The 23,256-nt window shown below is 41.9% G+C and carries 32 protein-coding genes; 16 read left to right on the top strand and 16 right to left on the bottom strand.

All coding sequences use genetic code 11. The annotated features are described in order from the left end of the window. From LCM11_RS19180 to rpsI, 6 genes are all read left to right on the top strand, one after another. Nucleotides 1-840 (top strand): energy-coupling factor ABC transporter ATP-binding protein, encoded by an 840-nt coding sequence (locus tag LCM11_RS19180; RefSeq protein ID WP_224895880.1) that lies wholly within the window; start codon nucleotides 1-3, stop codon nucleotides 838-840. Continuing rightward, nucleotides 816-1,688: an energy-coupling factor ABC transporter ATP-binding protein gene (locus tag LCM11_RS19175; RefSeq protein WP_224895879.1), complete on the top strand. Its 873-nt coding sequence runs from the start codon at nucleotides 816-818 to the stop codon at nucleotides 1,686-1,688. Before LCM11_RS19180 ends, LCM11_RS19175 begins: the two co-directional genes overlap by 25 nt. Next, nucleotides 1,681-2,478, top strand: a complete 798-nt coding sequence (locus tag LCM11_RS19170) for an energy-coupling factor transporter transmembrane component T family protein (protein ID WP_224895878.1) — start codon at nucleotides 1,681-1,683, stop codon at nucleotides 2,476-2,478. The genes LCM11_RS19175 and LCM11_RS19170 overlap by 8 nt, the downstream gene beginning before the upstream one ends. Before the next feature lie 15 nt (nucleotides 2,479-2,493). After that, nucleotides 2,494-3,237, top strand: coding sequence for a tRNA pseudouridine(38-40) synthase TruA (gene truA / locus LCM11_RS19165; protein WP_224895877.1), 744 nt, complete (start codon nucleotides 2,494-2,496; stop codon nucleotides 3,235-3,237). A 190-nt stretch (nucleotides 3,238-3,427) separates the two neighbouring features. After that, a complete protein-coding gene (gene rplM / locus LCM11_RS19160; RefSeq protein ID WP_014641453.1) occupies nucleotides 3,428-3,865 on the top strand; it encodes a 50S ribosomal protein L13 in 438 nt (145 codons plus the stop codon). A gap of 19 nt (nucleotides 3,866-3,884) precedes the next feature. Beyond that, complete coding sequence (rpsI, locus tag LCM11_RS19155) at nucleotides 3,885-4,277, top strand: 30S ribosomal protein S9 (protein ID WP_014641454.1); 393 nt, start codon at nucleotides 3,885-3,887, stop codon at nucleotides 4,275-4,277. Nucleotides 4,278-4,378: 101 nt separating this feature from the next. Here the strand turns inward: rpsI and LCM11_RS19150 are convergent, their stop codons facing one another. Together LCM11_RS19150 and LCM11_RS19145 are read right to left on the bottom strand one after the other, a co-directional pair. Beyond that, nucleotides 4,379-5,551: a site-specific integrase gene (locus LCM11_RS19150; protein ID WP_224895876.1), complete on the bottom strand. Its 1,173-nt coding sequence runs from the start codon at nucleotides 5,549-5,551 to the stop codon at nucleotides 4,379-4,381. A 52-nt stretch (nucleotides 5,552-5,603) separates the two neighbouring features. Next, complete coding sequence (locus LCM11_RS19145) at nucleotides 5,604-6,119, bottom strand: helix-turn-helix domain-containing protein (protein ID WP_224895875.1); 516 nt, start codon at nucleotides 6,117-6,119, stop codon at nucleotides 5,604-5,606. A 157-nt stretch (nucleotides 6,120-6,276) separates the two neighbouring features. Here LCM11_RS19145 and LCM11_RS19140 point away from each other — a divergent pair, with 157 nt between their 5' ends. The 4 genes from LCM11_RS19140 (at nucleotide 6,277) to LCM11_RS19125 (ending at nucleotide 8,962) form a co-directional block, all read left to right on the top strand. After that, nucleotides 6,277-6,552, top strand: a complete 276-nt coding sequence (locus LCM11_RS19140) for a hypothetical protein (protein WP_224895874.1) — start codon at nucleotides 6,277-6,279, stop codon at nucleotides 6,550-6,552. Between the two features lie 622 nt (nucleotides 6,553-7,174). After that, nucleotides 7,175-7,888, top strand: a complete 714-nt coding sequence (locus tag LCM11_RS19135; RefSeq protein ID WP_224895873.1) for a hypothetical protein — start codon at nucleotides 7,175-7,177, stop codon at nucleotides 7,886-7,888. Between the two features lie 77 nt (nucleotides 7,889-7,965). After that, nucleotides 7,966-8,385, top strand: a complete 420-nt coding sequence (locus LCM11_RS19130; protein WP_224895872.1) for a hypothetical protein — start codon at nucleotides 7,966-7,968, stop codon at nucleotides 8,383-8,385. A gap of 154 nt (nucleotides 8,386-8,539) precedes the next feature. Next, nucleotides 8,540-8,962, top strand: coding sequence for an RDD family protein (locus LCM11_RS19125; RefSeq protein WP_224895871.1), 423 nt, complete (start codon nucleotides 8,540-8,542; stop codon nucleotides 8,960-8,962). A 132-nt stretch (nucleotides 8,963-9,094) separates the two neighbouring features. Here the strand turns inward: LCM11_RS19125 and LCM11_RS19120 are convergent, their stop codons facing one another. Further along, on the bottom strand, nucleotides 9,095-9,361 hold the full coding sequence (locus LCM11_RS19120) for a hypothetical protein (protein ID WP_224895870.1): 267 nt from the start codon (nucleotides 9,359-9,361) through the stop codon (nucleotides 9,095-9,097). A gap of 471 nt (nucleotides 9,362-9,832) precedes the next feature. On the opposite strand from LCM11_RS19120, the gene LCM11_RS19115 reads away from it, so the two are divergent. Both LCM11_RS19115 and LCM11_RS19110 read left to right on the top strand, forming a co-directional pair. Continuing rightward, nucleotides 9,833-10,120, top strand: a complete 288-nt coding sequence (locus tag LCM11_RS19115; protein ID WP_224895869.1) for a hypothetical protein — start codon at nucleotides 9,833-9,835, stop codon at nucleotides 10,118-10,120. A gap of 177 nt (nucleotides 10,121-10,297) precedes the next feature. Next, nucleotides 10,298-11,149 carry a hypothetical protein gene (locus LCM11_RS19110; protein ID WP_224895868.1) on the top strand — a complete coding sequence of 284 codons (852 nt, stop codon included), beginning with the start codon at nucleotides 10,298-10,300 and terminating at the stop codon, nucleotides 11,147-11,149. A 159-nt stretch (nucleotides 11,150-11,308) separates the two neighbouring features. Here LCM11_RS19110 and LCM11_RS19105 read toward each other — a convergent pair whose 3' ends face one another. From LCM11_RS19105 to LCM11_RS19095, 3 genes are read right to left on the bottom strand one after another with little or no spacing between them, the layout of a single operon-like run. After that, on the bottom strand, nucleotides 11,309-11,986 hold the full coding sequence (locus LCM11_RS19105) for a hypothetical protein (RefSeq protein ID WP_224895867.1): 678 nt from the start codon (nucleotides 11,984-11,986) through the stop codon (nucleotides 11,309-11,311). An 18-nt stretch (nucleotides 11,987-12,004) separates the two neighbouring features. Further along, nucleotides 12,005-12,490: a zf-HC2 domain-containing protein gene (locus LCM11_RS19100; RefSeq protein ID WP_224895866.1), complete on the bottom strand. Its 486-nt coding sequence runs from the start codon at nucleotides 12,488-12,490 to the stop codon at nucleotides 12,005-12,007. Further along, entirely contained in the window at nucleotides 12,483-12,986 is a 504-nt protein-coding gene (locus tag LCM11_RS19095; protein ID WP_224895865.1) for an RNA polymerase sigma factor, read from the bottom strand. Before LCM11_RS19095 ends, LCM11_RS19100 begins: the two co-directional genes overlap by 8 nt. 350 nt (nucleotides 12,987-13,336) lie before the next feature. Between LCM11_RS19095 and LCM11_RS19090 the strand changes: the two genes are divergently transcribed. Further along, a complete protein-coding gene (locus LCM11_RS19090) occupies nucleotides 13,337-13,564 on the top strand; it encodes a hypothetical protein (protein WP_224895864.1) in 228 nt (75 codons plus the stop codon). Between the two features lie 1,839 nt (nucleotides 13,565-15,403). Here LCM11_RS19090 and LCM11_RS19085 read toward each other — a convergent pair. Next, nucleotides 15,404-16,153, bottom strand: a complete 750-nt coding sequence (locus LCM11_RS19085; RefSeq protein WP_224895863.1) for a hypothetical protein — start codon at nucleotides 16,151-16,153, stop codon at nucleotides 15,404-15,406. 227 nt (nucleotides 16,154-16,380) lie between these two features. Here LCM11_RS19085 and LCM11_RS19080 point away from each other — a divergent pair, with 227 nt between their 5' ends. After that, nucleotides 16,381-16,662: a hypothetical protein gene (locus LCM11_RS19080; RefSeq protein ID WP_224895862.1), complete on the top strand. Its 282-nt coding sequence runs from the start codon at nucleotides 16,381-16,383 to the stop codon at nucleotides 16,660-16,662. A gap of 68 nt (nucleotides 16,663-16,730) precedes the next feature. On the opposite strand, the gene LCM11_RS19075 is transcribed toward LCM11_RS19080, so the two are convergent. The 5 genes from LCM11_RS19075 to LCM11_RS19055 all read right to left on the bottom strand — a co-directional run bounded on the left by LCM11_RS19075 (nucleotide 16,731) and on the right by LCM11_RS19055 (nucleotide 20,042). Beyond that, on the bottom strand, nucleotides 16,731-17,459 hold the full coding sequence (locus LCM11_RS19075) for a hypothetical protein (protein ID WP_224895861.1): 729 nt from the start codon (nucleotides 17,457-17,459) through the stop codon (nucleotides 16,731-16,733). Between the two features lie 121 nt (nucleotides 17,460-17,580). Then, nucleotides 17,581-18,072 carry a hypothetical protein gene (locus LCM11_RS19070; RefSeq protein ID WP_224895860.1) on the bottom strand — a complete coding sequence of 164 codons (492 nt, stop codon included), beginning with the start codon at nucleotides 18,070-18,072 and terminating at the stop codon, nucleotides 17,581-17,583. 738 nt (nucleotides 18,073-18,810) lie between these two features. Continuing rightward, nucleotides 18,811-19,188 carry a hypothetical protein gene (locus LCM11_RS19065; RefSeq protein WP_224895859.1) on the bottom strand — a complete coding sequence of 126 codons (378 nt, stop codon included), beginning with the start codon at nucleotides 19,186-19,188 and terminating at the stop codon, nucleotides 18,811-18,813. Nucleotides 19,189-19,435: 247 nt separating this feature from the next. Then, entirely contained in the window at nucleotides 19,436-19,705 is a 270-nt protein-coding gene (locus LCM11_RS19060; RefSeq protein ID WP_224895858.1) for a hypothetical protein, read from the bottom strand. Between the two features lie 37 nt (nucleotides 19,706-19,742). Continuing rightward, nucleotides 19,743-20,042, bottom strand: coding sequence for a hypothetical protein (locus LCM11_RS19055; protein ID WP_224895857.1), 300 nt, complete (start codon nucleotides 20,040-20,042; stop codon nucleotides 19,743-19,745). Between the two features lie 331 nt (nucleotides 20,043-20,373). Between LCM11_RS19055 and LCM11_RS19050 the strand changes: the two genes are divergently transcribed. Next, nucleotides 20,374-21,057 carry a hypothetical protein gene (locus LCM11_RS19050; protein WP_224895856.1) on the top strand — a complete coding sequence of 228 codons (684 nt, stop codon included), beginning with the start codon at nucleotides 20,374-20,376 and terminating at the stop codon, nucleotides 21,055-21,057. 49 nt (nucleotides 21,058-21,106) lie between these two features. Here LCM11_RS19050 and LCM11_RS19045 read toward each other — a convergent pair whose 3' ends face one another. The 4 genes from LCM11_RS19045 to LCM11_RS19030 all read right to left on the bottom strand — a co-directional run bounded on the left by LCM11_RS19045 (nucleotide 21,107) and on the right by LCM11_RS19030 (nucleotide 22,611). Then, nucleotides 21,107-21,409: a hypothetical protein gene (locus tag LCM11_RS19045; RefSeq protein ID WP_224895855.1), complete on the bottom strand. Its 303-nt coding sequence runs from the start codon at nucleotides 21,407-21,409 to the stop codon at nucleotides 21,107-21,109. 163 nt (nucleotides 21,410-21,572) lie between these two features. Then, nucleotides 21,573-21,818, bottom strand: a complete 246-nt coding sequence (locus LCM11_RS19040; RefSeq protein WP_224895854.1) for a hypothetical protein — start codon at nucleotides 21,816-21,818, stop codon at nucleotides 21,573-21,575. Beyond that, nucleotides 21,802-22,326 carry a hypothetical protein gene (locus LCM11_RS19035; RefSeq protein ID WP_224895853.1) on the bottom strand — a complete coding sequence of 175 codons (525 nt, stop codon included), beginning with the start codon at nucleotides 22,324-22,326 and terminating at the stop codon, nucleotides 21,802-21,804. Before LCM11_RS19035 ends, LCM11_RS19040 begins: the two co-directional genes overlap by 17 nt. 45 nt (nucleotides 22,327-22,371) lie before the next feature. Next, nucleotides 22,372-22,611, bottom strand: coding sequence for a hypothetical protein (locus tag LCM11_RS19030; protein ID WP_224895852.1), 240 nt, complete (start codon nucleotides 22,609-22,611; stop codon nucleotides 22,372-22,374). A 364-nt stretch (nucleotides 22,612-22,975) separates the two neighbouring features. Between LCM11_RS19030 and LCM11_RS19025 the strand changes: the two genes are divergently transcribed. After that, a complete protein-coding gene (locus LCM11_RS19025; RefSeq protein WP_224895851.1) occupies nucleotides 22,976-23,242 on the top strand; it encodes an AbrB/MazE/SpoVT family DNA-binding domain-containing protein in 267 nt (88 codons plus the stop codon). The last annotated feature ends 14 nt before the right edge of the window (nucleotides 23,243-23,256 follow it).

The raw sequence follows: 23,256 nt of genomic DNA, 5'->3' as shown, positions 1-23,256 counted from the left end.
ATGGGCAACACTCAAATTGAGTTTAGAAATGTTTCATTTCGGTACCAGGAAGATATGCCGTGGGTTCTTAAGGATGTAAGTTTTACGATTAATAATAATGAATGGGTTGCGATGATTGGTCATAACGGCTCCGGAAAATCTACCATTGCTAAGTTAATGAATGGTTTGTTATTTCCTCAAGAAGGGGAAATTCTGGTAGACGGACAGCAGGTTACAGCTTCGAGTGTATGGGATATACGCAGGAAAGTAGGTATGGTTTTTCAGAATCCGGACAACCAGTTTGTGGGTACTACAGTAAGAGACGACGTGGCTTTTGGTATGGAGAACCATGGTATGGCAAGAGACTTAATGTTAAAACGTATTACAGAGAGCTTAGAGGCCGTTGGGATGAATGGTTACGAACGCCATGAACCTCATCGGCTTTCCGGAGGTCAAAAGCAAAGAGTCGCCATTGCCAGTGTGCTAGCCGTATCGCCCCAATATATTATTCTGGATGAAGCAACTGCGATGCTTGATCCTAAAGGTCGAAAAGAAATCATGGAAACCATTCGTGAAGTGCAGTCCGCGCGAGATCTTTCCCTCGTCACTATTACTCATGATTTATTAGAAGTTACGCAGGCGGACAGGGTGATTGTAATGAACGGGGGAGAGATTTGGATGGAAGGCACACCAAGAGAGCTCTTCAGGAAGAAGGAACAATTAATTGAAATTGGCTTAGATACTCCTTTTGTAAGCAAACTGGCAGAGGAATTAAAGGGTGCTGGTCTGCCTCTAACACGTGAGCCACTGAATCACCAGGAGTTACTGGAGGAATTATGGACATTTCATTCGACAAGGTAAGTTACACCTATCAACCCAATACCCCTTTTGAACATCGTGCTCTGGATGAAGTGTCCTTTAAAATCAACTCTGGTGCTTATGTAGCAGTGATTGGGCATACAGGTTCTGGGAAATCCACCCTTATTCAACACCTGAATGGTTTGCTTCAACCCACGAGTGGTGAGGTGAAAGTTGGAGAGTATCATCTTAAGGCTAATGAAAAAAACAAGCAGCTTAGAAATCTCCGTGAACAAGTGGGAGTTGTTTTTCAGTACCCGGAGCACCAATTATTCGAGGAAACTGTAGCAAAGGATATTGCATTTGGTCCTCAGAACTTTGGGGTTCCCCAAGAAGAAATCCACCGAAGAACACGAGAAGCTGTAAAAGCAACTCAAATTCATGAGGATCTCCTCGAACGATCCCCATTTGACTTAAGCGGAGGTCAAATGCGACGGGTAGCTATTTCCGGGGTGCTTGCTATGGATCCGCGAGTACTTGTACTTGATGAGCCCACTGCGGGTCTGGATCCTAATGGTCAGAAAGAAATTATGCAGATGTTCCATCGGCTGCATAAAGATAAGCAGCTCACTACGATTTTAGTCACTCACAGCATGGAAGATGCACTTGCTTATGCAGATCACATTGTGATTCTCAATCAGGGTGAGGTTTATATGGAAGGTGCTCCGCTGGAGATCTTTAAACAACAACAAGCACTCGAGGATGTTCAGCTTGATGTGCCTGAAGTTATACAGTTTGTAACGAAAGTCAGGGAGCAGCTCGGAGTGGAACTTGAATACACGGGTCAGAGCATAGCAGAATTAGCAAAGGAATTAACCCGTATAGTGAAAGGGGACCGGGTGTATGAGTAATTCAATGATCATCGGTCAGTATATTCCGGGTGATTCATTTGTTCACCGGCTGGATCCAAGGTCTAAAATCGCGATTATTTTTTTCTTTGTCATCATTGTGTTTTTTGCTAATTCTGTTATGAGCTATGGACTTCTTGCTTTATTTGCTATTGGGAGTGCTGCCACTTCCCGTATCCCGCTCACCTATATTATGAAGGGCCTTAAGCCCGTATGGTTTTTAGTCATTTTCACTTTCCTGCTTCACCTTATAGTAACCAAACAAGGAGAGGTATTGGTGAGTATCTTAGGGTGGGAGATTTATGAAGAGGGGCTTATTCAGGGAGCTGCCATATCCCTTCGCTTCTTTCTATTAATCATGGTAACCTCCCTTTTAACATTTACGACCACACCTATTGAAATTACGGATGCGATAGAAGAGCTTTTAGGTCCCTTGAAGAAAGTAAACTTCCCTGTTCACGAGCTAGCCTTAATGATGTCAATTTCTTTAAGATTTATTCCTACTCTTATGCAAGAAACAGAGAAGATATCAAAAGCACAGGCTTCCCGGGGAGTGGATTTCCGCACAGGCTCATTTAAAGACCGTGTGAAGGCGGTGATTCCTCTTTTGGTACCTTTGTTTGTCAGTGCTTTTAAAAGAGCTGAGGAGCTTGCTATGGCCATGGAAGCGCGAGGTTATCAAGGCGGGGAAGGCCGGACAAAATTAAGAGAACTACATTTAGGTAAATCAGATGTCTATTTATATATCATGTTCATTTTATTAGTAATTGGGCTTTTCTTAACCAGAAGTTAAATGGAGGAAAACGTTTTGCAGCGAATACGATGTATCATTCAATATGACGGTACCAACTATGCGGGGTATCAAGTTCAACTAAATGGAATAACCGTACAGGAAAAGTTAGAAAAAGTTCTTACTAAAATGCATAAGGGCCGGAAAATAAAAGTGATAGCTTCTGGGCGAACAGACTCCGGGGTTCATGCAATTGGACAAGTCATTCATTTTGATACCGAGCTGAAGCTTCCAATGGAGAATTGGAAACGGGCCCTCGCTACTATGCTTCCTGCAGACATAACGGTAACCAAAGCTGAACCGGTAAGCAGCGATTTTCATGCCCGCTACGATACCAAGGGAAAAGAATACCGCTATTTCATTTGGAATTCTAAAGAGCCCAATATTTTTAAGCGCCATTATTATTATCATATTAGAAAAGAATTAGATGTCTCAGCTATGAAAGAAGCTTGCCGGTATATAGAAGGAGAGCATAACTTTACTTCTTTTTGTTCACCAAAGTCTGATGTGAAAGGAAGCAAAGTACGCACCATTCATCAGGCTTCTATTGTTCAGAAAGGTGAAGAACTCATCTTTCAATTCAAAGGTTCAGGCTTTTTGTATAATATGGTGAGGATCATTGTAGGCACATTGCTTGAAGTAGGGCATCACGAAAGAGAACCAGCAGATATTTTGTCTATTATTGAGAAAGAGAATCGTGAATTCGCAGGAAATACGGCTCCTCCGCATGGACTTTTCTTATGGAAGGTTGATTATGAATAAGGGCGGATAATAAATTTTATTATAATAACAACGATTCCTGGTGTATAATCTCTTGACATTAGTAATAAGAGTGTTATATTATATTCTATGGCATTTTATTTCTATACCACGATTAGCCCCGGAAACTAATCGTATTTGAGATAAATAAACGAAGCTTTGTAAAAATTAACAATTCAGGAGGGAAACCGACATGCGCACAACTTTCATGGCAAATGAAAACAACGTGGAACGTAAATGGTATGTTGTGGATGCTGCAGGGCAGACACTTGGCCGTTTATCAAGCGAAGTTGCTGCGATCCTTCGCGGTAAAAATAAACCAACGTACACTCCCCATGTTGACACAGGTGATCACGTAATCATCATCAACGCTGGAGAGATTCAACTTACAGGCAATAAAATCAACGACAAGATCTACTATCGTCATTCAAACCACCCTGGTGGATTGAAAGCCCGTTCAGCTAACGAAATGCGCACAAAATACCCAGAGCAAATGCTAGAACTTGCTGTTAAAGGTATGCTGCCAAAAGGAAGCCTTGGACGTAAGATGGGTAAGAAACTTCATGTTTATGCTGGTAACGAACACAAGCATGAAGCACAACAACCAGAAGTTTACGAACTTCGCGGATAATAAAAGGAGGTAATCAAGAGTGGCACAAGTACAATACTCCGGTACTGGACGTCGTAAGAAATCAACTGCTCGTGTACGTCTTGTTCCAGGAACTGGTCGTGTAGTAGTCAACAAACGTGATGCTGAAGACTTCTTTCCATATGAAACTCTTCGCATGATTCTGAAACAGCCTTTAGCTGTTACAGAAACAGAAGGTAACTATGATGTTTATGTAAACGTAGACGGTGGAGGATTCACTGGACAAGCTGGTGCAATCCGTCACGGTATCGCTCGTGCTTTGTTAGAAGCAGATCCAGAATACCGCACACCACTAAAACGCGCAGGATTGCTAACGCGTGACGCACGTATGAAAGAGCGTAAGAAATACGGTCTTAAAGGTGCTCGTCGTGCTCCACAGTTCTCCAAGCGTTAATAAACCTTATATATCAAGGGTTTGCCCTCTTTGCTCTTATCGAGCAGGGAGGGCTTTTTCATGTCCGAATTTAGAATTGAATACCCATTGAATACCCTTGGCTAAAAGTTCATGTACTTCTGGAACATCTCGCCTGTTTTCTCCTTCGCTTCATCGGTCACGTGTGTGTAAATATCCATGGTGGTTTGAATGTCGGTGTGGCCAAGGCGGGTTTGTACATCTTTAATGGAAGCACCGGCTGCAAATAATAAACTAGCGTGTGTATGCCGGAAGGCGTGAACATTTATCTGGGCGAGCTCCGGATTCTTTAGATATATGCGCTCCAACTTCTCATTTAAGTAAGCCAGTCGACAATAATCCATGTCATGTTTTAACTGATTATAGACCGTAAAGATGGGTTGCTTATCATCAGATTGAAAAGGAGCCGCAAGCGTTAAATAGCGCTGTATTTGCTTTCCGCGCCACTTTTTTAAGATCGCAAGGGTTTCATCATCCACGTTTACAACACGCCTAGAGGCCTTTGTTTTTGATGTCTGAAGCTGCTTTTGGCCACTGGTGTGAATCAGTGTCTTTTTAAAACTGATTTTCTTATGATTAAAGTCCACGTCTGACCAATGCAAGGCGTATAATTCCCCTTTACGGGCTCCAGTGAACGCGAGTAGCCGAAACATGGTATATACCATGTAATCGTCCTGAATAGACTTCAGAAAGCTCTTGAGTTCTTCTCGCGTGTAGTAATGCTTTTTCTCTTCCAGTTCCGCATTATATTCCATCTCATGTTTTAGTTTCGGCAACGTGACATATTCCATAGGATTGCTCTTAATAATGTCCATTTTCATGGCATAGCGGAAGACCAGGTTAGCTTGTATCTTATAATCCTTGAAGGTTTTAAGTTCCTGGGCCCAAGCGTTAATAGCTTTTTGACAATGCGAGCGGGATATATCTTTCATTTTGTAAGGACCGAAGACTGGAAGAATTCTGCGTCTGAATCTACTCTCGATTGCGTACCCTGTAGTTGGCTTCACTTCTTTACGATGTTGCTTAAACCAATCCTCAAAAACTTCCTGGAAGGTTATATGATCATTTTGGCGAAGCCCTAGTTCATCAGCTTCCACTATTATATTAGATAGCGCGATATTTGCTTCTTTCTTTGTTTTGAAGCCTCGTCGTGTTGTTCGTTTCTTTTTTCCAGTGACCGGGTCTGTACCGAGATATACATTAAACATATAAGCGTTGGTACCGTCATTCTTTTTGTACTTTTTAATATTGGTCATAGTACTTTCCTTTCCAATACGCTGGCAGCTTATATATAGGAAAGTGAATACATTAATCAAAAATTAATTCAAGCATAGTTTTAATTTTATTGCGTTTTTCATCTGTTAAAGATGCATTCTTATAGTATAAGTCAACCTTCATATTGAGAAGATCATGAAGGTCAAATAATCTTCTTCTTAATTCATCATCTGATAATTCCCGAATCGTATTCTCTCCGTGTTTCTTTTTATTTTCTTCTGTGCATGGAAGGCTAACCTCTATATTTCTCCTTTCATTTAGAGTTTTTTCATCTTTAAAAGGCTCATTACCTGTAGGTTTTACATGACCATTTTCCACATCTATATAAGAATCTGAATAACCGGCTAAATTCATTAAATAAATAGGTGAAATGTCTAATCCTATAGCAAGCTTTCTCAATAAAGCGGGCTTAGGTAAATCTTTATAACCGTTTTCGATTTGAGACAAGTAAGAATCAGAATAGCCTGTTCTAGCTTTTAAGTCGAGTAATGTAATTTTTTTCTGCTTTCTAAGCTCCTTAAGCTTAGCCCCAAATTCTTTAGCATCCATTTAAAAGTTCTCCCTCCTTTAAACCTCATTATTACACACTATCTTTACTAAGTAAATTTTTTTCTTACTAAAGTATTGTTTCTTTTATGAGAGTAGTGTACACTAAAGTAAGTAAAAAATTTACTAACATAGTAAACAAAAGGAGTGAATAGAAATTATGGATACTTTCATACCATTACAAGTATCAAATGAATTTAGAGATAAATATTATGAATTTTTTTATGAACTTAGTAAAGAAGCATTTGAAGCTGCTAAGAATGCTAGTGGAGCAGGGAGGTTCATGACCAAAAAACAATGTTGTGAGTTTATTGGAATCTCTTTTGGACACCTACAAAAATTAGAAAGGCTTGGTTTACCCGTTATTGAGTTAGAGGGAAAGGTCCTTGTGGATCGCGAGGATGTTGTCAAATTCATGAATAAATATAAAAGCTGAAAATCTTAAATAAAAAACAAATCGCTGGCAGGCGAATTGCATCAATTCGTAAATATGAGAGTGAAATTTTACCCGAATCCCTATAATCACAAGGTAAAGAAAGCTGGGCATTTTTTGTCCGGCTTTTTTGCTTGATAATCAGCATTTTGGCCTGTCCTAAAGTGTCTTCCCACTAATGAAATTTCAAATTTGAATTAAAATGCATATGTAATGCTCCGTTATCAGTAAGATTCAATAATAAAGGTAGTACATCAAAACTTTACTCGGTACACTCCAGACCAGATAGGTTAAACAGCCTTTTCATGTTCTCCTTTATCTAATAAGCTTGTTCTATCATCGGATAGTTTTACTGTTGCATCTGACTCAAAATCCTCAATCTGTAGTAGCCCTTTTTCATCTAGGTTAAATACCTTCTGTATATTTATTTGATTTTCAGGAATATATCTTGAAGCTGAGTCTTCCAGTATAGGGCAGGTTAGTTGAAGACTCAGTTTCGAGATAATATGTTTAAAATTTGCTTTTGTTGAAACTTTATAAGAGTTAAGTTCGTATTATGTATAAAATGTTATTTTGTGGTGAGTAAGTTATATATTATGACACTTAATGTGAATGGAGTTTTGAAATGAGTGACTTTAAGTTCCGTAGAGCAATTCGAACTGCTTCTAGTGAGCAATACGATATATACTACTTAGGTGAAAACATTGGTGAATTGCATATTCATTTTATGGAGCAAAGTTCTAATGAGATTTGCAATTTATTAGTCACTAAAGACCTTGAAGAATTTAATAAAGAAAACTTAGTTGATGAAATCGTTGATACAATCATTTCCAACCCTGAAGATTTCTTTTGGATTAATGTTTTTAAAGCAACTTATGAATTTGGAATAATAAATGAACCTCACCCAGATAGCCTAAAAGCTAGACAGAAAGACTTGGCTAAAGTTTTAAACACTTTTCAAGTTGCAAAAGGTCAATTGTCAGAAGTTGCTGCAATGGAATATTTTAGAGGTTTTGACTATGAGGTTAAGGAAGCTTCTGATTATTATGATAAAAATTTAAAAATTGATTTAATTGGCGAAAATCACACAGAACAGATTTACATACAGGTGAAACTGGGGATGGTTGGAGAACAAGAAATAATAAAAACAGTAAGTAAAGTGTCCGAAATAAACAATACAAAGAAATCTAAAATTGCTTGTATTGTAGCTGAGAAATTCCCCGTTAAATCAGAATTCTTAAGGAACAGATTAGAAAGTGAGTTAAATGTGGAAGTGATGTTTGTTCATAAATACCAAGTAGTGGATTCTGTTTCGAAGTATAAAAGAACGCTAAAGTAACCCACATTTTCACAGGTTGGATAATATATCTGAAGTAAGAAATCTCTGTATAAGAGAGGACCAAAAAGGAGAGTTCTATGCAAATACTACAGGCATTATTGCCTTTGATAGGTGTTATTATAGGTGGATTTGTTTCTTATCTAGCACAGACCGCCAACCAAAAGAGAATAGAAAAGAATAAGGACAGAAGACAAAAGACAATTGCATATAATGAGATTCTAAAGAGGGAGGGTGAGAATAGCCCCTTAGAACCCCCCATCCATAGTGGTGAAAATAAAGAATTCGATTGGAAAAATTATGTGGAGGGCAATAGGCGGATTTTATATGATAATCTCCATCTATTTGACTTTAATATTGCTGATAAGGTCTTACACATTGATTACTTAGGGGAAAAAGCAGAAGCATTAGGTCCTGAACAGGAAGATATAGATTGGGTATATAATCTTTATTTCGAAATAATTGATTGGATTAAGAAAGATTATCCCAAAAGCAAATGATTCTTTATCTTGATTTCAAGTCTTAATGAATGGGGGGGCGATTGTTCAATAGGGGGGAGGATATATAACTTTATTGATAGAACGTTCGAGCAGAGCTAGTGAGTCGTTTTTGGTTGTGTAATGTTTTGAGCAAAGGTTCAGAAGGGGTGAAGAAATGGGGTTTGATTTAGATAGAGCAGGTTTTGGAATGAGGTTGTTTGCTGGTGTGTTAGATACATTAGTTATTGTTATTCCAATCGGAGTTTTTGTTTATCTTTATACAGGTACACCGTCACTAAATTGGACACAAGGTGTCACTTGGAACGTCTTGTATATCATTTATTCCATCATCCTTCCTGTAATCTGGGGAGGCTACAACGTAGGAAAAAGGTTAGTAAACATAAGGATAAATAAAGCTAATGGTAAGGAATTAAATATAGCGGATATGTTTTTTAGAGAATTCATCGGCAAGTTTCTAATAGGGTATTTAACTGTTGGTTTATCCACGCTGGTGAGTGCGTTAATGATTGTAATTCGCAAAGATAAAAAAGCAATTCACGATTTTGTAGCTGGAACTTTTGTTTCAAATGAAGTATGAATTTTTCCTGAGTTTATCTTGAAATCAAGTCTTTCGCTAATGGGGGCTTTAGTTGAATGAGCCCAAAATAAACAAAAAGAACTTCCATAAAATTGGAAGTTCTTTTCACTAAACTTTAACAGAGTCTATTTCTTAGAATAAAAACGAGAATATAAAGAAATTAAAAATGGTTAAGACGGATGCAGAAATCGTTGATTTCTTCCATGCCAATTTAGATATAAAACTCCAAACCCCCATGATTACAGAAGCTATCCCCAAGATTAAAAGTAAATAATACATGAAATTTAACAACGATTGGCTACCATCAGCAAAACCAAAAATGAAAAATGCGATGCATGTGATGAACACCAGCACACTCAATATAAGAAACGTGTAGCTTTTCCATGAACTTTTAGTCATTTCCAACCTCCAGTATTTCAAAAATAAATGGACATAAAACCTTCTTTTTCTAACTATAGTAGATACTGTAATTAAATTCAAAAGTTTCTACGGTATCCCCATGGAATTTAAAAATTTAGCTTTAACTAGTCGCTAAACAGGTTCAAAGGCTCCCATGTATTCTACAGAAGGCTTTATTTAGTTAGATTTAACCGAAATGTCTTGAAATCAAGTCTTCATGTAAAGGGGGGGCTTTAACTTAATAGACTAAATCAGAAAATTGGTTCCTTTAAAACGTTTAGGAACATATTTTCTATGCTCTAATTTACCTAACGTTGTATATCAGCATTTTCCTCACACTATCCCTTATATCCCAAGATTTGAGACGAAACTTTTTTTTGAAAGAAACGGGATATTGAAGAGTATGATGCGATTTCTTTTGAAGGGAACATAATCTATTTTATAGAAGTGTAGGATAAGGGAGGTTTTCTAATGGAATATATATTAAAAATTAAATATTCTTCTAGTTTTTCTGAAAAGGAGTTTGAAAAAAGGTTTAATAAACATGCCAAGTTGTTAGGGGATTTTGAAACTGTTTATTCGTTCTTTTTATCTGAGGATGAAAGTAAAAGCGATATTAATCAAAAAGACTGGGTGTATGGTTCAGTGATATTAAATTATAATGGAAATCACGCTATGGACTCCAACTTCGTCGTATCGGTTTTAAGGGCAATGGATTACCAAGAGTTTAAACTAATAAATGTATCAGATTTAATATAGCCTTTGTTAACGGAGAGGATTATGTAAGAGGCAGTTTCGAGATCAAGGAAATGCAGGGTGAATTAAAGCAGTAAAAAGAAGAGAATAAGAAGAAAAGGGGGACTGAAAAAGTCTGTTTTCCTGGGATCGTTTTTCTTTGTCGAAAAGTATATAGTTAAAAAGTGAGGAAGAGAACAGATGGATTTAGATAGTTTACTCACGACCGTAATCACATCTACAGCTGCGCTGGTTGCAATTATCGGTGGGTTTTTGGTCAGTCGTGTCATTTCAATTTCTAGTGAACAAAGCAGTGTTAAGAGGAAACTCCGTGAATTTAACAATGATATCAAGACAAAAGAAGACCTGCTAAAACAGGTAGAAACTTACTTGTTCCAAGAAGATTTGAATGACTTTATCGATGATGACGATGCAATTAAAGGTTTAATAAAAGGTAATAATCTAGAGAAGATCGTACAGGAAACGGAATATGATTCATTACCCCTCGAGAAACTGAGACTGTACTTTGAACAACTCCTGGAGATCAAAAATGAAATTGTCGAAGGAGGAGAAGCAACACTTGAGGAGTTTAAGGAGAAAAATGCAATGAAGTATCCGGAAAGGGAGAAGTGGTACGAACGAATCTATGAGGTGTTTGGAGAAATGGTGGAAGCACAAAGCTCCACGGTGCCTGGATGGATGTCCGGTTTTAAAACCCCTGCCATGGTTAGCAGTGAATACAACGATAAGAAAAAAGAGCTCGCTCGGCTAAAAGAAGAATTGACCGTCTTACGAACCCAAAGGAAAGAGCAGGAAAGCATTCTAAAAGAATATGGACAACCCAAATACGTTATGAGTGGGTTGATCGTTTTGGCATATGCAGCTGTAGTAGGAATCATCTATCCAAGTACCCTGATGCCTTATCCTATGGATACATATGATGATGTAACGACAAAATGGTGGATTCTGAGCCTGTTTTTCAGTCACATCTTCGTCATTTTCTCCTACTTGTTCATTGCCATGAAAAAGCTTGGAGGTATTGAGGAGAATTAAGACATTGTCACAATACTATATAGCACAATACTGAGCCGTATAGTATTGGGGGCGATTGATCATTTAAAATGCTTTTTTTGCAAATGGGTGTGTTAATGTTAAATAATGATGTGAAAGAGCTTGTTTTGAAGTTCTATATATTTTTTTCAAAAGATATTCTCACTGCCCACTCGTCACTTCAAGAACCGATGGTAATTCTTCTCCCTCTGTCGTGCGAACCGTTAAAGGTTCCTTAATTTCATCGAGTCCTATAATGATAAAAGGCGCTTTATTAGCGTTGTTTTCATTGCTTTCACTCTCCATCACATGGACAACAACCTCGGTGTCATCGTTTTGATTCACTTCTTGAACCTCTACTTTTTCTCCCTTATACTCTTTGCCTAGTTTTACATATATTTCCTTATCTCCGTTTGAATCGGTGGACAAGCTATAATAGCTCTCCATTTCATTTTGAACAACGGCATGACCTTCATTTACAATCCAGTAACCCTTTCCAGCTGATGTCGCAATGAATATAGTGGCGAAGAAAACCACCGGGAGGACAAACAAAGCGATTTTTTCCCAAAGAGATACCTTTCTGAGCTTTTCCGACTTGGTCAATAAAGGAAGCAACGCCGTCCCTAATACGCTAATGAGAAAAATACCTCCAGCAAGAAAGAGATACCCCATGGCTTCGAACCCTCTAACAATGATAATGCTATATAGAACGACACCTAACGCCGTAAGGAACGTTAAGAGCGGCGCTAGAAAATACACACCCTTGAATTTTGAAATGATAAAAAAGAAGCTAAATATCAATAAACCTAAAAACAATCCGTCAGCAAGTGCGGTGTACATCGAATCTCCTCCTTAAAATTATTGAAGCAATGGAAGTTGCCAGATCCCCAAAAGAATGATTACGTCCGCCACTATTGAATAGAACACCCATTTTTTATTTAAGAATGTCCATGTGAAGGCTATCAGGAAAATTGCTGTGGGGAGGTAGATCAAAAAGGTTCCGGCTTGAAACGTCCGTACCACATCTCCAAATTCTTGAAAGCGCAGGCTGTTATAAGAAATGACACCCAGCACTAATATCCTTATTAGAAACACCATTACCCGTATGCCCCGATTGATATGGACCAGTTGTCGGAGAGGTTGAATGGGGGCGTCATCACGCTCGCCATCTTCCGTCTTTTCTGTTTCTGTATCCATAAAATCTCCTGTATTCAGCATACGGTCACATTCTGAGCAATGGCGGGCGTGCTCCTGAATAATCTCTTTCGTTTCCGCGTCCAATTCATCAAATACAGGTATTAATTCCTGAGATAGCTTATGAATTTTTCTTTCATATTCATTCATCTGAATCCCTCCTAGCTTTCGCCCACCGTTTTTTCACCCGAAAGACCCGTGATTTAATCGTCGAGATGTTGATATTCAACATCTCACTAATTTCCTTGTAATCATATCCATAGTATTCCTTTGCAAGAATGATGGATTTGTCGGTCTGGGACAGGGTGGACAGGATTGCGTCCAATTGCGTGTCGATGACTGTTTGGCTTTCAGGGGACGCATGATCGATCAGCAGGCTTTCGACAACGTCTCCTTCTTTGAACAAGCTGGGCTTCTTTTTCTTGTACTTGTCTATGAGGGTGTTCCGTGCCGCCACTTTCAACCAGCCTTTAATGGAACGGACGTCTTCGACAATGCTTGGGTTGGTGATGATTTTCGTGAATAGTTCCTGAATAATGTCGTCCGCTTCTTCTGGACTGCTCATCTTGGCTAAGTAGCGTTTTAACTCGAAGTAATACGCCTCATAAATATCTTCTACATATCGAAAGGGTTTAAAATTGGCCAATGGAAGAACTCCTTAATCACGCCCTCATCATAGAGGACGGTTTTTCAAACGGGAAAAGTTGCACAGAATTTCAATTTTTTAAAAAAAGATTTAAGAAATGCAAAGGAGGTATTCAGAAAACGATAGACATGGGTATATATGGAAGGTTTTCTTTTTTATTCTATACCCTTTTTCGACACCGGGATAGACCATGAGTCGGGTATAGAATAACAAGGTGTGGGGTTAGGGTACTTCGGATGTACGCCGAACATCCCTTTTGGACCGGTGTAAGTAAGCGCACACCGGTCCGTATGCCAGCCCGGCGTACGTACTAATATTCGTTTCGTGTGTGTACGACCAAAGTGCGAGCTTTGGGGAGGGAACAGACGGCTCCAGCATATCTTTTCTACCGGAGCGGACACAGTGATCCAGATGGATCGCTGAGGGAGAGCAGGAGAGGTCTTGAACTTGACCTTGAAATAATAGAAAGCGACGAACAGGAGCTTTCGAATGAGCAGTCCGGAGCGCAAGCGAAGGACCAAGAACAGGGACGCGTAAGCGTTTCTGTTCGCCGTAAGGGGGACGGTCAGCTATGCTGACTGACAAATGAGCGTAGCGAGGCTTGTCATACGTCCCCCTTATGCTCTTTCCCCTACACGCTACGAAAATCCGCCCACCCGAGGCGAGTACCGTACCGTTTCAGGCGCGCCAAGGCGTCCAGCACATCGAGGCGATACCAACCCATAATCCGTGACGGATTCTACTTCCGATAAACCGCGCCGTTATAGGAATCGCAAAATCCGCCAAGCTCTATCAGACGGAAATGGCGTATGACGCGTCCGTCAACGGATTCCGGCGCGATTTCCGTCCCGACATCTCTCCATGAGGGACGAGTTGCAGGAAGAATGACGCGCCGGGATTTGGTCGTGCAGGGGCGTTGCGTAGGACGCCCCGGAATGGCCGGATAATACTCGATAGGAGACGGGGAGTTACCAGAAAAGGGTGGAGGGGAAGCTGACGGGAAAGGTGTTCGAGGAGCGCCCAGCGGATCGGCAAGAAAGACCTTCAAGAGAGTGTCCTAGAGTCCGACAGCGCGGACGACGCGAGGCGGTTGTATGCCAAAAAATTGATCTCTGTACATACCGATTGGGACAAGAGGGATGAGCTAAAAAAGTCAGGAAAAACCACCGAGCGGAGGAAGGCTCCGCGCTGCTTGGATGAAAGGATCTTGCCTGACTGAAAGGCGGGAAGCCCGGAGCGGTTATACGAGCGACAGCGAGCGAATCAACAAAAACCACCGACGGGCGCGGGACCCGCCTTGAAGGCAGGCGCTTGCCCTTAAAACGCTGTCAGCACAACGGTTTCACACTCCGGTATTTCGAGAAAATATAAGGTCTGCTGCCCGAAAAACGGTGTGGTCTTACGCACCGGTCTTTACGATCGAGTCAGGAGAGAGTCGTCTGGTCCTTAACGAGAAGCGGGTTTGTCTGTTCATCAAAAAAAGAAGGGTTTTCATACCGTGTGACACTCTATGCGAAATAGCATGCGTACGCTGTACCCTATGAAATACGTATCCGATAAAGGGTTTGATGTCATGAGCATACCATGCCGTACATCAGGCACACGATATACGCACGCCATCCCGCACCGCAGGCACGTTACGTTCACGTTTAAGATATGTCGCATGAGATACGCACGCTGTGTGATATGCCGTGTGAGCACCTATTAAAATCCGGTCGTGTGCATGACGTTTCACATCCTATACGCACACCATGCGACATGGTATGTATTTGGAGATGGAGTGTGGCATACGGTGCGGATGTCCTGTGCGTGGGGTTCTGCATGAGATACGTATGCTGTCTAACATGCCGTGGGTACGCACCGGGTGTCGGTGCGGTGTGAGATTCGAATGAGATTGTTGTTTACAAAAAAATCAAGGGAGTGACGTCTAAAGACTTTTATTAATCCCATGTAAAGATTGCAACAACAATATTGATGGGTATGGATATATTTGGGATAATATGCAGAAGCATGAGGCGAAGATACGTTTTCATAAAAGGAGGGGAGACCCCTATCAACAATTCAAAAATGGATTACGCGTATTTGCTTATTAGTATTTACGTTTCCCTGTGTATCGTTTTAAATATACCGGCTCTCTCAATTTGGGATAGTTTTGTTGGAGAAGTATTATTTTACACGGCATGTGGAGGCGCCATTGTTTCTCTCATATTAACTGCTATGTTTCTTAGTTCCAAAAAAAAGAATGATAGACCAAAAAAAAGCCGTATGGTTTCTGGTATCGCTTTTGTACTAACTGTCATTAATGTTTCGGTTATTGGTATTACTATCTTTATTGCCATAAGTATTTTAAATAACCCAAGCTAAGTAAAATAAAAACGCTGGATGGTTTTCTACCGCCCAGCGTTTCATTGTTCCAATTAACCGTTGTAATCACAAGATGCAAAACGAGCCGCCTGCCGAATTCCAAAAGCCATTGTCGAATCACCCGGGCATGATGCACTTGCTAAGCAATCGACTATCTCCTCGTCGCAATCACAACGCTCGGAGCTATTATTCATGCAGACATCGTGTGATACACAGCATTCATCACAGTCATTTACAGGTGTTCCGCCGCCGTCTTCTCGGGCCACACCACAACCGGCGCCGCAATAATTATAACGCACGTCGTTAAACATGCAGCACGACTCGTAAGGAAGGTTTGGGATCGTCTGCCAACAGGAGCCTGGGTCATCTGCAGCAATGCGCATTTGATCGCTCCCATCGTCTTGAATTCCTTCAAACTCCGCGATGTTTTCAGGCTTGTCATACCCATGAATTAGGTTTTTGCTTTTGGTTAATTTTCCATTGACGAATTTTTTATGGTCATACGTTCCGGTTTTTTCATTATACTGCCAGGATTTTTCTGTGAATTCTATCGTTTTATTATTCACATCCTTTTCTTCCACGACCAGTATTTGCAAATGGGCATCGACGTAATAATAAGATATGCGCATTTTACCCATCACATTATCTTCTTCATCACGGACCTCTTTGTATCCGATCTTGCTTGGTACGATACGCTCTTTTACCGTATTGGGGGTGAGATTACTCACCAGCCCGCTTCTTTTAAATTCCCCGGCGAAATTCCTTGCTTCACTTTCCGTGACAAATTTGTTCAAAAACTTCATTGATTATTCCTCCTTTAAATGATGTACTCCCTAAAGAGTGGAAGGAGGAGCTTGAATCAAATGATTTACAACCTCTTAACGAACACTTTACCTTCAATTAATATTTTCATAGCTGGTTCAGAGCCAAAAAAAAATGATTTTCCTATTGTTGTTATGGGATGAAGTGTAGAATATGGTATTTTGTGGTATTGAAATTGGAGTAGCGATTTATGGATTGGAGGATTAGAATGAAGGGAAAATGGTTCCATATACTTAACATTATCGTGCTGGTTATTATATCAGCAGTTGGAGTGCTCGGTTGGTTCGGAAATGCGATGAGCCAGGTGACGTATCCTTCGATAAATTTTGCAATCTCGACAACATTTGTGTGGTGGGGTATTTTTTATTTGATTCAGTCTTTAAAAAAACAGAACACATGGCGAACGGTTTGGTTCCTCATCTCCCTCGGTGCTCTATCCTATTGGATGGCTGGCGACGGTGCTTCGGTATATAACTTCTTCTCAGGATAATATCAAAAAAAAAAACGTACAGAGGCTATTAGACCTCTGTACGTTTTTCGTTGTATCGCCTTTGATTTTTACCAAAATTGCTCATAATCACAATCCGCAAAGAAAGCTGCCGATCGGATTCCAGCTCCCATGATCGAGTCACCCGGACAAGATTCTAGGTGGTAACAGTGATTTAAGATTTCATCGCAATGGCATCGTGACCCTGCAGATCGCAAGCAGTTATCGTGGTTTTCACAGCACGCATCGCAAGTATTGATTGGAGTTCCTCCACCAGACGATTCGTGGTCTCCACAGTACTTGCCGCAATGATTATAAGGTTCATCCATAGTTCCACCGAAGTAACAACAGGAGCCACTTGCCGTACAAGTATGCTGATCCTCCCAAAATCCTTGGGTTCTCATCGGTGGGCGGAGTTCCGGAACGTCTTCAGGTTTACCATATCCCTCCGTTTGTTCACGTAGGACGGTTTTAACGCCATTAATATATTTTTTGTGAATAAATTTACCTATACTTTCATTGTATTCCCAAAGTTTTTCTGAAAGTTCAACGGTGTTGTTGTCTGTATCTTTCGTTTCTAGCACCATGACCTGTAAATGCTCTCCTGCGTAATAATAAGATGTGACGACTCGGAAAAACACCTCATTGTCTATCCGCACGTCCTGCACGGCAATGGTGGGTTCCACAGCAGGGGTGTCTCCCAATTTCTTCTTAACCAAGCCGCTGGGTTTCAGGTCCCCTACCAGGTCTTTCGTTTGTTGTAAGGATAAGGTTGCGAAACCATTGTTAGGTTGACTCATTCAAACTCCTCCTTCTTTTTTCGGTTTCAATTTATAAAGAGACACTAAAGGGGGAGAGAGTAAAAAAATAGCAAAAAAAAGAACCGACCGCCTCAGTTAAGAGACGATCGGTTCGATACGTTTACGCGTTTACAGCTTCTTTCTTTTTCTTGGTCGATACCAGCACAATTTCCGCACCTTCGTTGAACTCCTGGTACTCCACGCCGTCTTTCTGCTTCATGCAGACCAGTTTGTCTCCGAAAAGCTGCTCGATCAACGGGCGGACCCCGTCATGGATGTACGATTCGATTCGGTCTTGGTTCTTCGCGACCGCCGGGATGTAAATGCGGGTGAACTTCACTTCTCTGACGACCACCGGCTCGATGACAGGCTTTTTGTAGTATTCCGGCGTGTTCATCGGAAGCTCGGATTCTTCAATAAAGCTCAAGTTGCTTTCGTTGTACACCTGCTCATACGCCTCGGAATTTACAACCTCTGCGTAATCATCCAAGTCGAAATCCTTCACCTCGACGGAGCCCTGCAAGGCGTCAATCGCTTCCAGCAGCACCCCAACCTCTTTGTGGTCTACGCCACGAATATATGCGGTCAATCCTAAGTATTTATAATCTGCCATGATAATCTCTCCATTCGTTTTTAAGTGTTTTTTACTTGGTTTCACGATGTTGACCGGGTTGCGGCGAGCAACCGTGTATTCGTTACCGATTCATCCCGGACCGTCCCACTTTTAGAGGTTCTGGTTGTTCTAACACGTTCCCGGTCTGCTGCCAAAAAAGTACCCCTCTCTCTCCGGTGATCCGGAAAAGAGGGGAGGGGGTACTCAAACAACGCGCAGGATGACCTGCACTACCAATACAGCTACGCGATGTCGATGGGTACTCGGGCGACGCGTGGTTCGCCTGCACTACCACGATACAGACGTTCGAAGCCGATGCACGATGCACCCCTGTTTTTAGACCGTGACGACCCTTACTTTATTGAAAGGAGGGAGTCAGAGGGTTGATCGGGTTGCGCGTAGCAACCAGGTCTTCGGTCGTTCCGCCACGCTCGGCCGGAGGTCTGGTCGTTCAGAGAACTTGTCGGTCTGCTGGTCAAAAAAAAACCCCCTTCCCCCGGTGGATAAGCCGGAGGAAGGGGTAGGGACCATCATGTCCTGAAGGGAAGTATTTTGCACTCGTTTAATCGGGGTGCGAGGGAGTCCCGAGCAACCAGGGGTTCTATGCCTTGGGGATAACAAAAAAGAACTTCCGTGATGGTCACACGCTAGGGTAGACGGCATGCGCATGACATACCGATGCGATGTCAAAAAGAAAACCCACACCGTGTGATACGGGATGGGTTTTTGGTGCGGGGGTTATCGGTACGCCATGTGTCCTTCGTTGATCGATGCGACCGTGCTTTCGAAGACGTGGTTGCTGATGTCGAGTGCCCGCTCGTACTCGCTCATATCAATGCGGAAATCATCGTCCGCTTCCTGCTTGAGTGCCATGTTCTGCGGGACTTCCAGCGTATAGCCGTATTTCGTAAGCGTGTGTCCAAGCAGGGTATGCTGGCAGTAACCGGAATCCACGACTTTTGTGATGAACGTGTCCAGGACGTGATTCATATGCCACGCGTGTTTTAAATCCGACGTCCCGAAGCAGTTTTTGTTATAGTTTTCCGCCTTGATGAGTCCAACGACGATGCGCTCGAAAACTTCGTCCAAATTGTTTTTTGTGATAATACATTCCATTATAAAACACTCCTCTAAGTTTAGTCTTCCTCATCCTTTTCATCGGTCGGGAGCGGAGCGATCCGACGGGTTGCCGCCGATTCTACAATTAAAAACCGATGCAAGGTGGTCGTGTGATATGGACAGGAAATAGTAAATAATGTAAAAAACTATAAATGAATGACACTGAGCGTCTCTTTTTCCTACGGGAAAAGAAAAAAAATCCCACACCGCAACACACGGTATGGGATTTCGGTCAGTTCTAGGTTCAATACGTGTTTTTATAGTCGTCCTCGGTCGGCGGAACCGTGGCGGACCTCCGGTGCGGCAGGTTCGGCAGGGGAATCGATGCGCTTTTCACGAAATCGATAATCCGTTTGCCGGTCGCGTTTAGGATCACCGCGGCGACCCCCAGGACGACCACGGCCCGGAGTCCCTGCGCGATTATCGGGGAGGTGAATACTTGAATAAGGGCCCACGCCAGCCACAAGGCCGTAAATCCCGTCCCGATGTTTAATAGGCGGTGTCGGATGCTCATGGATCTTCACTCCTTTCTTTTTTCTATGTAGCTGAATTTACTGCGCGTTCCGTTGATGAGGGAACGATTTTTCATACAGACGCTTGATGTACCCGGTGTTGTGAAAGACGCGATCGATTTCGTCCTGATCTTTCGGTAGTTCCATGTAGTACAGGTTATCCGCCATGTCATCGAGCCCTTTCGCCCGGTATTTATCGTTCGTCTCGTTGAAATACGCAAGCATTTTCTCTCGGCTGCCGATTTTAAGAAGCGTTCCGCAGTCCTTATCGAAGACCACCGCGGGATGTTCCACTTTGTTATAGACATTTCCTTTTTCGTCTCTGATTTCAAATAACACTTGACATTCCTCCTAATTATATTATATATTTAATTGTTTGGATAAATTTACCAGTTTTTACATAGAACCGTCGCTCGTTTTCTTGGTTGCGCCCGGCGCGACTTCTTATTGATTAAAAAAAATGTAAAAGGAATTTGGATTTTTTCGGCCCTTTGCCCTCTTTATAAAATATAGGGGGTGAGCAAGATCGTTGTTCCCATAAGGCAGGTTTCCAGACGGAGCGTAATCATGATCCGCAAACGGACAAGGAATTCCTGAATAATTCTGAATGTGATGGAGAAATTGTCACGTTCAACTATGCTTCGGACATTTAAAAGGAGGATTTACCATAATGAAGAAACAATTAACGGAAAAAAGAGTCGAACAGATCATTGCTTTGGCTAAAACGCATCAAAATTATCAACCCCTCTTGATGGCTCTGAATGAGCTTCAAAACCTTAGCAATGTGGAAAGGAAAGTCGAGGAGGCTTTCGTGGTCGATACGAAAAACCCGGACACACCACCTATCGGAAAAATTAAATTGGCGTTTGAGGATAAAGCCGAGATGGACATTGTGTTCAAAGAAATCAAGGGTAAGTTCGAGCTTCAATTTTTCGGAGCGGCCTTTACCCCAAATCGGGACGGAGTCAAGCTGTTTTCCGTAAAAGATAAGAAGGCGACAGCTTTTCTCAGCAAAGATTTGGAGACGGGTGCTGAAGAAGAAACAGAAGAAGAACAAGACGGTGCAACCATCCAGGCCAGCTTTGGAGACGGTTGTTATCCTTACTACGTCATGGGTAACGTCAATATCGGATACAGTTACTGCGGAAGGAACTGCGGCACTTACGGAGACTTTGGTGGCGGGTCGAGCCGAGATGCGTTAGACGACTGTTGTAAAGCTCACGACAATTGCTGGAGAACGTATGGAAACGGCGATTGCCAATGTGATGAAATTCTGCTCGATTGTGCGGCTGACAACAAATGGACGAATTATGATTTATACGTGACTATCAACGCCGTCTTTGATCGCTGCTAACTTCCCAACTAAATAGATAAAAGCGGCATGATTTCTCATGCCGCTTTTTTTATAACCCAAAGAACGATAAGATTGTACTGAATCCGTAGGACAAGTCTGTGGTTAGGAAATAAAAATGAATCCCGAGCAGTATGGTCAAACCGATATACACGGGGAGAGTGAACGATGCAACCTCTTTCTTTTTCTGTAACAAAATCAGCAAGATGATCCAGATGATTAATGGGATTAATCCCAGCATAAGAATGGCTAGAGCTTGCTCGCCGCCCATCACAATACCACCGATGGATGTGGTGAAGTTAAAGAAGACCAGCAATCCTGATAGGATCATAAAAACTGCATTCGCTTTTTTCATATTCGTCCTCCTAACTTAATAGTTTGCCCGATTACTATACATATATTCCAACATGAAGGAGTATTTTTCCATTATAACAAAATGTGTTTCATTTCAGTGTTTTGATTGTTTTACCGTGCGCTCTCTAAGACATTGGCGCGTTATATTCCTCTTTAAAATTTCTTCAATCTCGGGTCCAACCCCAGCTCACTTCTGCGAGCTCCAGCTTTCGCTCCGCTTTGCGGAAGATGTAATCGAGATCCTCCCCCGGTTTGATCGTTCCATCATGGTCGAGATGTTTGTTCGGAATCCACACGTTCTGTCTGGTATCATTGATCGTAAATCGCTTCGCCTTGAAATGTTTGTACTTGCGTTTGATGAGTCTGAGCGGGATGCCCTGGTAGGATTGCTGTTTAGAATTCAGTTTCATGGGACGGCTCCTTTTTTATTTGTATAGTTGGTTGGAGAGGAGATTGCAGTAATGCGTAAACCTCTTGGTGGTGGAAGTGTTTATCCAGAATCTGAACCAGCTTGCGAATCAAGGCCGGATGAATATAATGCGGTTCTTCTCCGTTGCTGTGGTTTGGTTCGGTCTCCGGATCGAATTCGCGAATGATGACAGCGCTGAATCCTTCCTCATAGAGCCAGCGGTGTTTCATTTCAAGAAGTCCCGAGACACCGTCCCCGTCCAGAAACCAGTCGCCGAGGCGTACAAACGCGTGCTCGGAGTGAAACTGGTCCGGTTCTTTCACAATTTGATACGTGCGTAATGAATCAGAACCGAACCAAATCATAAAGGCTTTCATGAGGGAGCGGCAACCCCCGTCGTTCCACCCGAAATCAGGGATGAGGGACAATGCCTCCTCGGACCAAAGAACGTTTTTTAGTTGATAACTGAAATCAGCGATGTCCATACAGCGCGAAAACCTCCTGTTCATCCAAAGAAACCCCCGCGGCGAAACTCCGCCGCGGTAAGCTCGGATTCATGTGATCCAGTTTTTCGCTACATAGTGCTCGATGTCTTTTCGGTCGTCTTCGTTTGGGCATTGCAGCTCACCTGTCGCTCCTTTGCCGTTCCGGAATCCAATCAAATCGATGTCGTTTTTCTGGAGGCTCAAGTGTCCTTCGGCCGGACAAATAACCCCTACTTTGCTTTTGGTATTCTGGAGGGACACCACTTCGACGATTTGCCCCGTTGCTTTCTCTCTGGCATATAGTTTCATCTGTTCCAGCTCCTTTGATTGATGGTTGTATAGACGTGACTCACTCCGCCGTACATCCTTTATTTTCAATGTGTTTATCCATCCACTCTGGGGACAGGTGTTCATGGCTCGCACAAATCTCGCAATGATTTTCTGATGTGACCGGTTTTAGTTCCATAGGTCATCCTCCTTTTAATAACTTCGCGCATTTGACTGGTTGCGCCCCGCGCGACAGCTCGTCTTCATTCGGGGGATCACATACACTGAATTTGGTTATAAGCTATTTTTCTATTAAAATACCAACAGATGCCTTTGTTTCCTTATTCTCACAGTTTAGTGAGGGGACGACGGTATTTGGATAGAATCAGATAAAGGAGCGTGCCGAATGAAAAGCACCGGTATTGTAAGAAAAGTGGATGAATTGGGGCGTGTGGTTCTCCCGATGGAGCTCCGAAGGAGTTTAGATATAAGAGAAAAAGACCCCGTGGAAATATTCGTGGATAACCAGCGGATTATTTTGCAGAAATATAAAGTGGAAAAAGCCTGTTTTGTCACAGGGGAAATTAGTGACGAAAACATTCAACTCCCCGGCGGGCAGTACGTAAGCCCGAAAGGAAAAGAGATGCTCCGGGATTATCTTTATTCGAACTGATTCGTGATGAAATA

The sequence above is a fragment of the Halobacillus halophilus genome, from assembly GCF_020171985.1.
GTDB lineage: Bacteria > Bacillota > Bacilli > Bacillales > Halobacillaceae > Halobacillus > Halobacillus halophilus_A.
The sequence above is the reverse complement of the archived record's forward strand: the minus strand, read 5'-3'. Positions and strand labels throughout refer to the sequence as shown.

Coding starts and splice junctions, on each gene's coding strand:
- LCM11_RS19180 (WP_224895880.1), top strand. CDS start 1: ATGGGCAACACTCAAATTGAGTTTAGAAATGTTTCATTTCGGTACCAG.
- LCM11_RS19175 (WP_224895879.1), top strand. CDS start 816: ATGGACATTTCATTCGACAAGGTAAGTTACACCTATCAACCCAATACC.
- LCM11_RS19170 (WP_224895878.1), top strand. CDS start 1,681: ATGAGTAATTCAATGATCATCGGTCAGTATATTCCGGGTGATTCATTT.
- rplM (WP_014641453.1), top strand. CDS start 3,428: ATGCGCACAACTTTCATGGCAAATGAAAACAACGTGGAACGTAAATGG.
- LCM11_RS19150 (WP_224895876.1), bottom strand. CDS start 5,551: ATGACCAATATTAAAAAGTACAAAAAGAATGACGGTACCAACGCTTAT.
- LCM11_RS19145 (WP_224895875.1), bottom strand. CDS start 6,119: ATGGATGCTAAAGAATTTGGGGCTAAGCTTAAGGAGCTTAGAAAGCAG.
- LCM11_RS19140 (WP_224895874.1), top strand. CDS start 6,277: ATGGATACTTTCATACCATTACAAGTATCAAATGAATTTAGAGATAAA.
- LCM11_RS19135 (WP_224895873.1), top strand. CDS start 7,175: ATGAGTGACTTTAAGTTCCGTAGAGCAATTCGAACTGCTTCTAGTGAG.
- LCM11_RS19130 (WP_224895872.1), top strand. CDS start 7,966: ATGCAAATACTACAGGCATTATTGCCTTTGATAGGTGTTATTATAGGT.
- LCM11_RS19125 (WP_224895871.1), top strand. CDS start 8,540: ATGGGGTTTGATTTAGATAGAGCAGGTTTTGGAATGAGGTTGTTTGCT.
- LCM11_RS19120 (WP_224895870.1), bottom strand. CDS start 9,361: ATGACTAAAAGTTCATGGAAAAGCTACACGTTTCTTATATTGAGTGTG.
- LCM11_RS19115 (WP_224895869.1), top strand. CDS start 9,833: ATGGAATATATATTAAAAATTAAATATTCTTCTAGTTTTTCTGAAAAG.
- LCM11_RS19110 (WP_224895868.1), top strand. CDS start 10,298: ATGGATTTAGATAGTTTACTCACGACCGTAATCACATCTACAGCTGCG.
- LCM11_RS19105 (WP_224895867.1), bottom strand. CDS start 11,986: ATGTACACCGCACTTGCTGACGGATTGTTTTTAGGTTTATTGATATTT.
- LCM11_RS19100 (WP_224895866.1), bottom strand. CDS start 12,490: ATGAATGAATATGAAAGAAAAATTCATAAGCTATCTCAGGAATTAATA.
- LCM11_RS19085 (WP_224895863.1), bottom strand. CDS start 16,153: ATGAAGTTTTTGAACAAATTTGTCACGGAAAGTGAAGCAAGGAATTTC.
- LCM11_RS19080 (WP_224895862.1), top strand. CDS start 16,381: ATGAAGGGAAAATGGTTCCATATACTTAACATTATCGTGCTGGTTATT.
- LCM11_RS19075 (WP_224895861.1), bottom strand. CDS start 17,459: ATGAGTCAACCTAACAATGGTTTCGCAACCTTATCCTTACAACAAACG.
- LCM11_RS19070 (WP_224895860.1), bottom strand. CDS start 18,072: ATGGCAGATTATAAATACTTAGGATTGACCGCATATATTCGTGGCGTA.
- LCM11_RS19065 (WP_224895859.1), bottom strand. CDS start 19,188: ATGGAATGTATTATCACAAAAAACAATTTGGACGAAGTTTTCGAGCGC.
- LCM11_RS19060 (WP_224895858.1), bottom strand. CDS start 19,705: ATGAGCATCCGACACCGCCTATTAAACATCGGGACGGGATTTACGGCC.
- LCM11_RS19050 (WP_224895856.1), top strand. CDS start 20,374: ATGAAGAAACAATTAACGGAAAAAAGAGTCGAACAGATCATTGCTTTG.
- LCM11_RS19045 (WP_224895855.1), bottom strand. CDS start 21,409: ATGAAAAAAGCGAATGCAGTTTTTATGATCCTATCAGGATTGCTGGTC.
- LCM11_RS19040 (WP_224895854.1), bottom strand. CDS start 21,818: ATGAAACTGAATTCTAAACAGCAATCCTACCAGGGCATCCCGCTCAGA.
- LCM11_RS19035 (WP_224895853.1), bottom strand. CDS start 22,326: ATGAACAGGAGGTTTTCGCGCTGTATGGACATCGCTGATTTCAGTTAT.
- LCM11_RS19030 (WP_224895852.1), bottom strand. CDS start 22,611: ATGAAACTATATGCCAGAGAGAAAGCAACGGGGCAAATCGTCGAAGTG.
- LCM11_RS19025 (WP_224895851.1), top strand. CDS start 22,976: ATGAAAAGCACCGGTATTGTAAGAAAAGTGGATGAATTGGGGCGTGTG.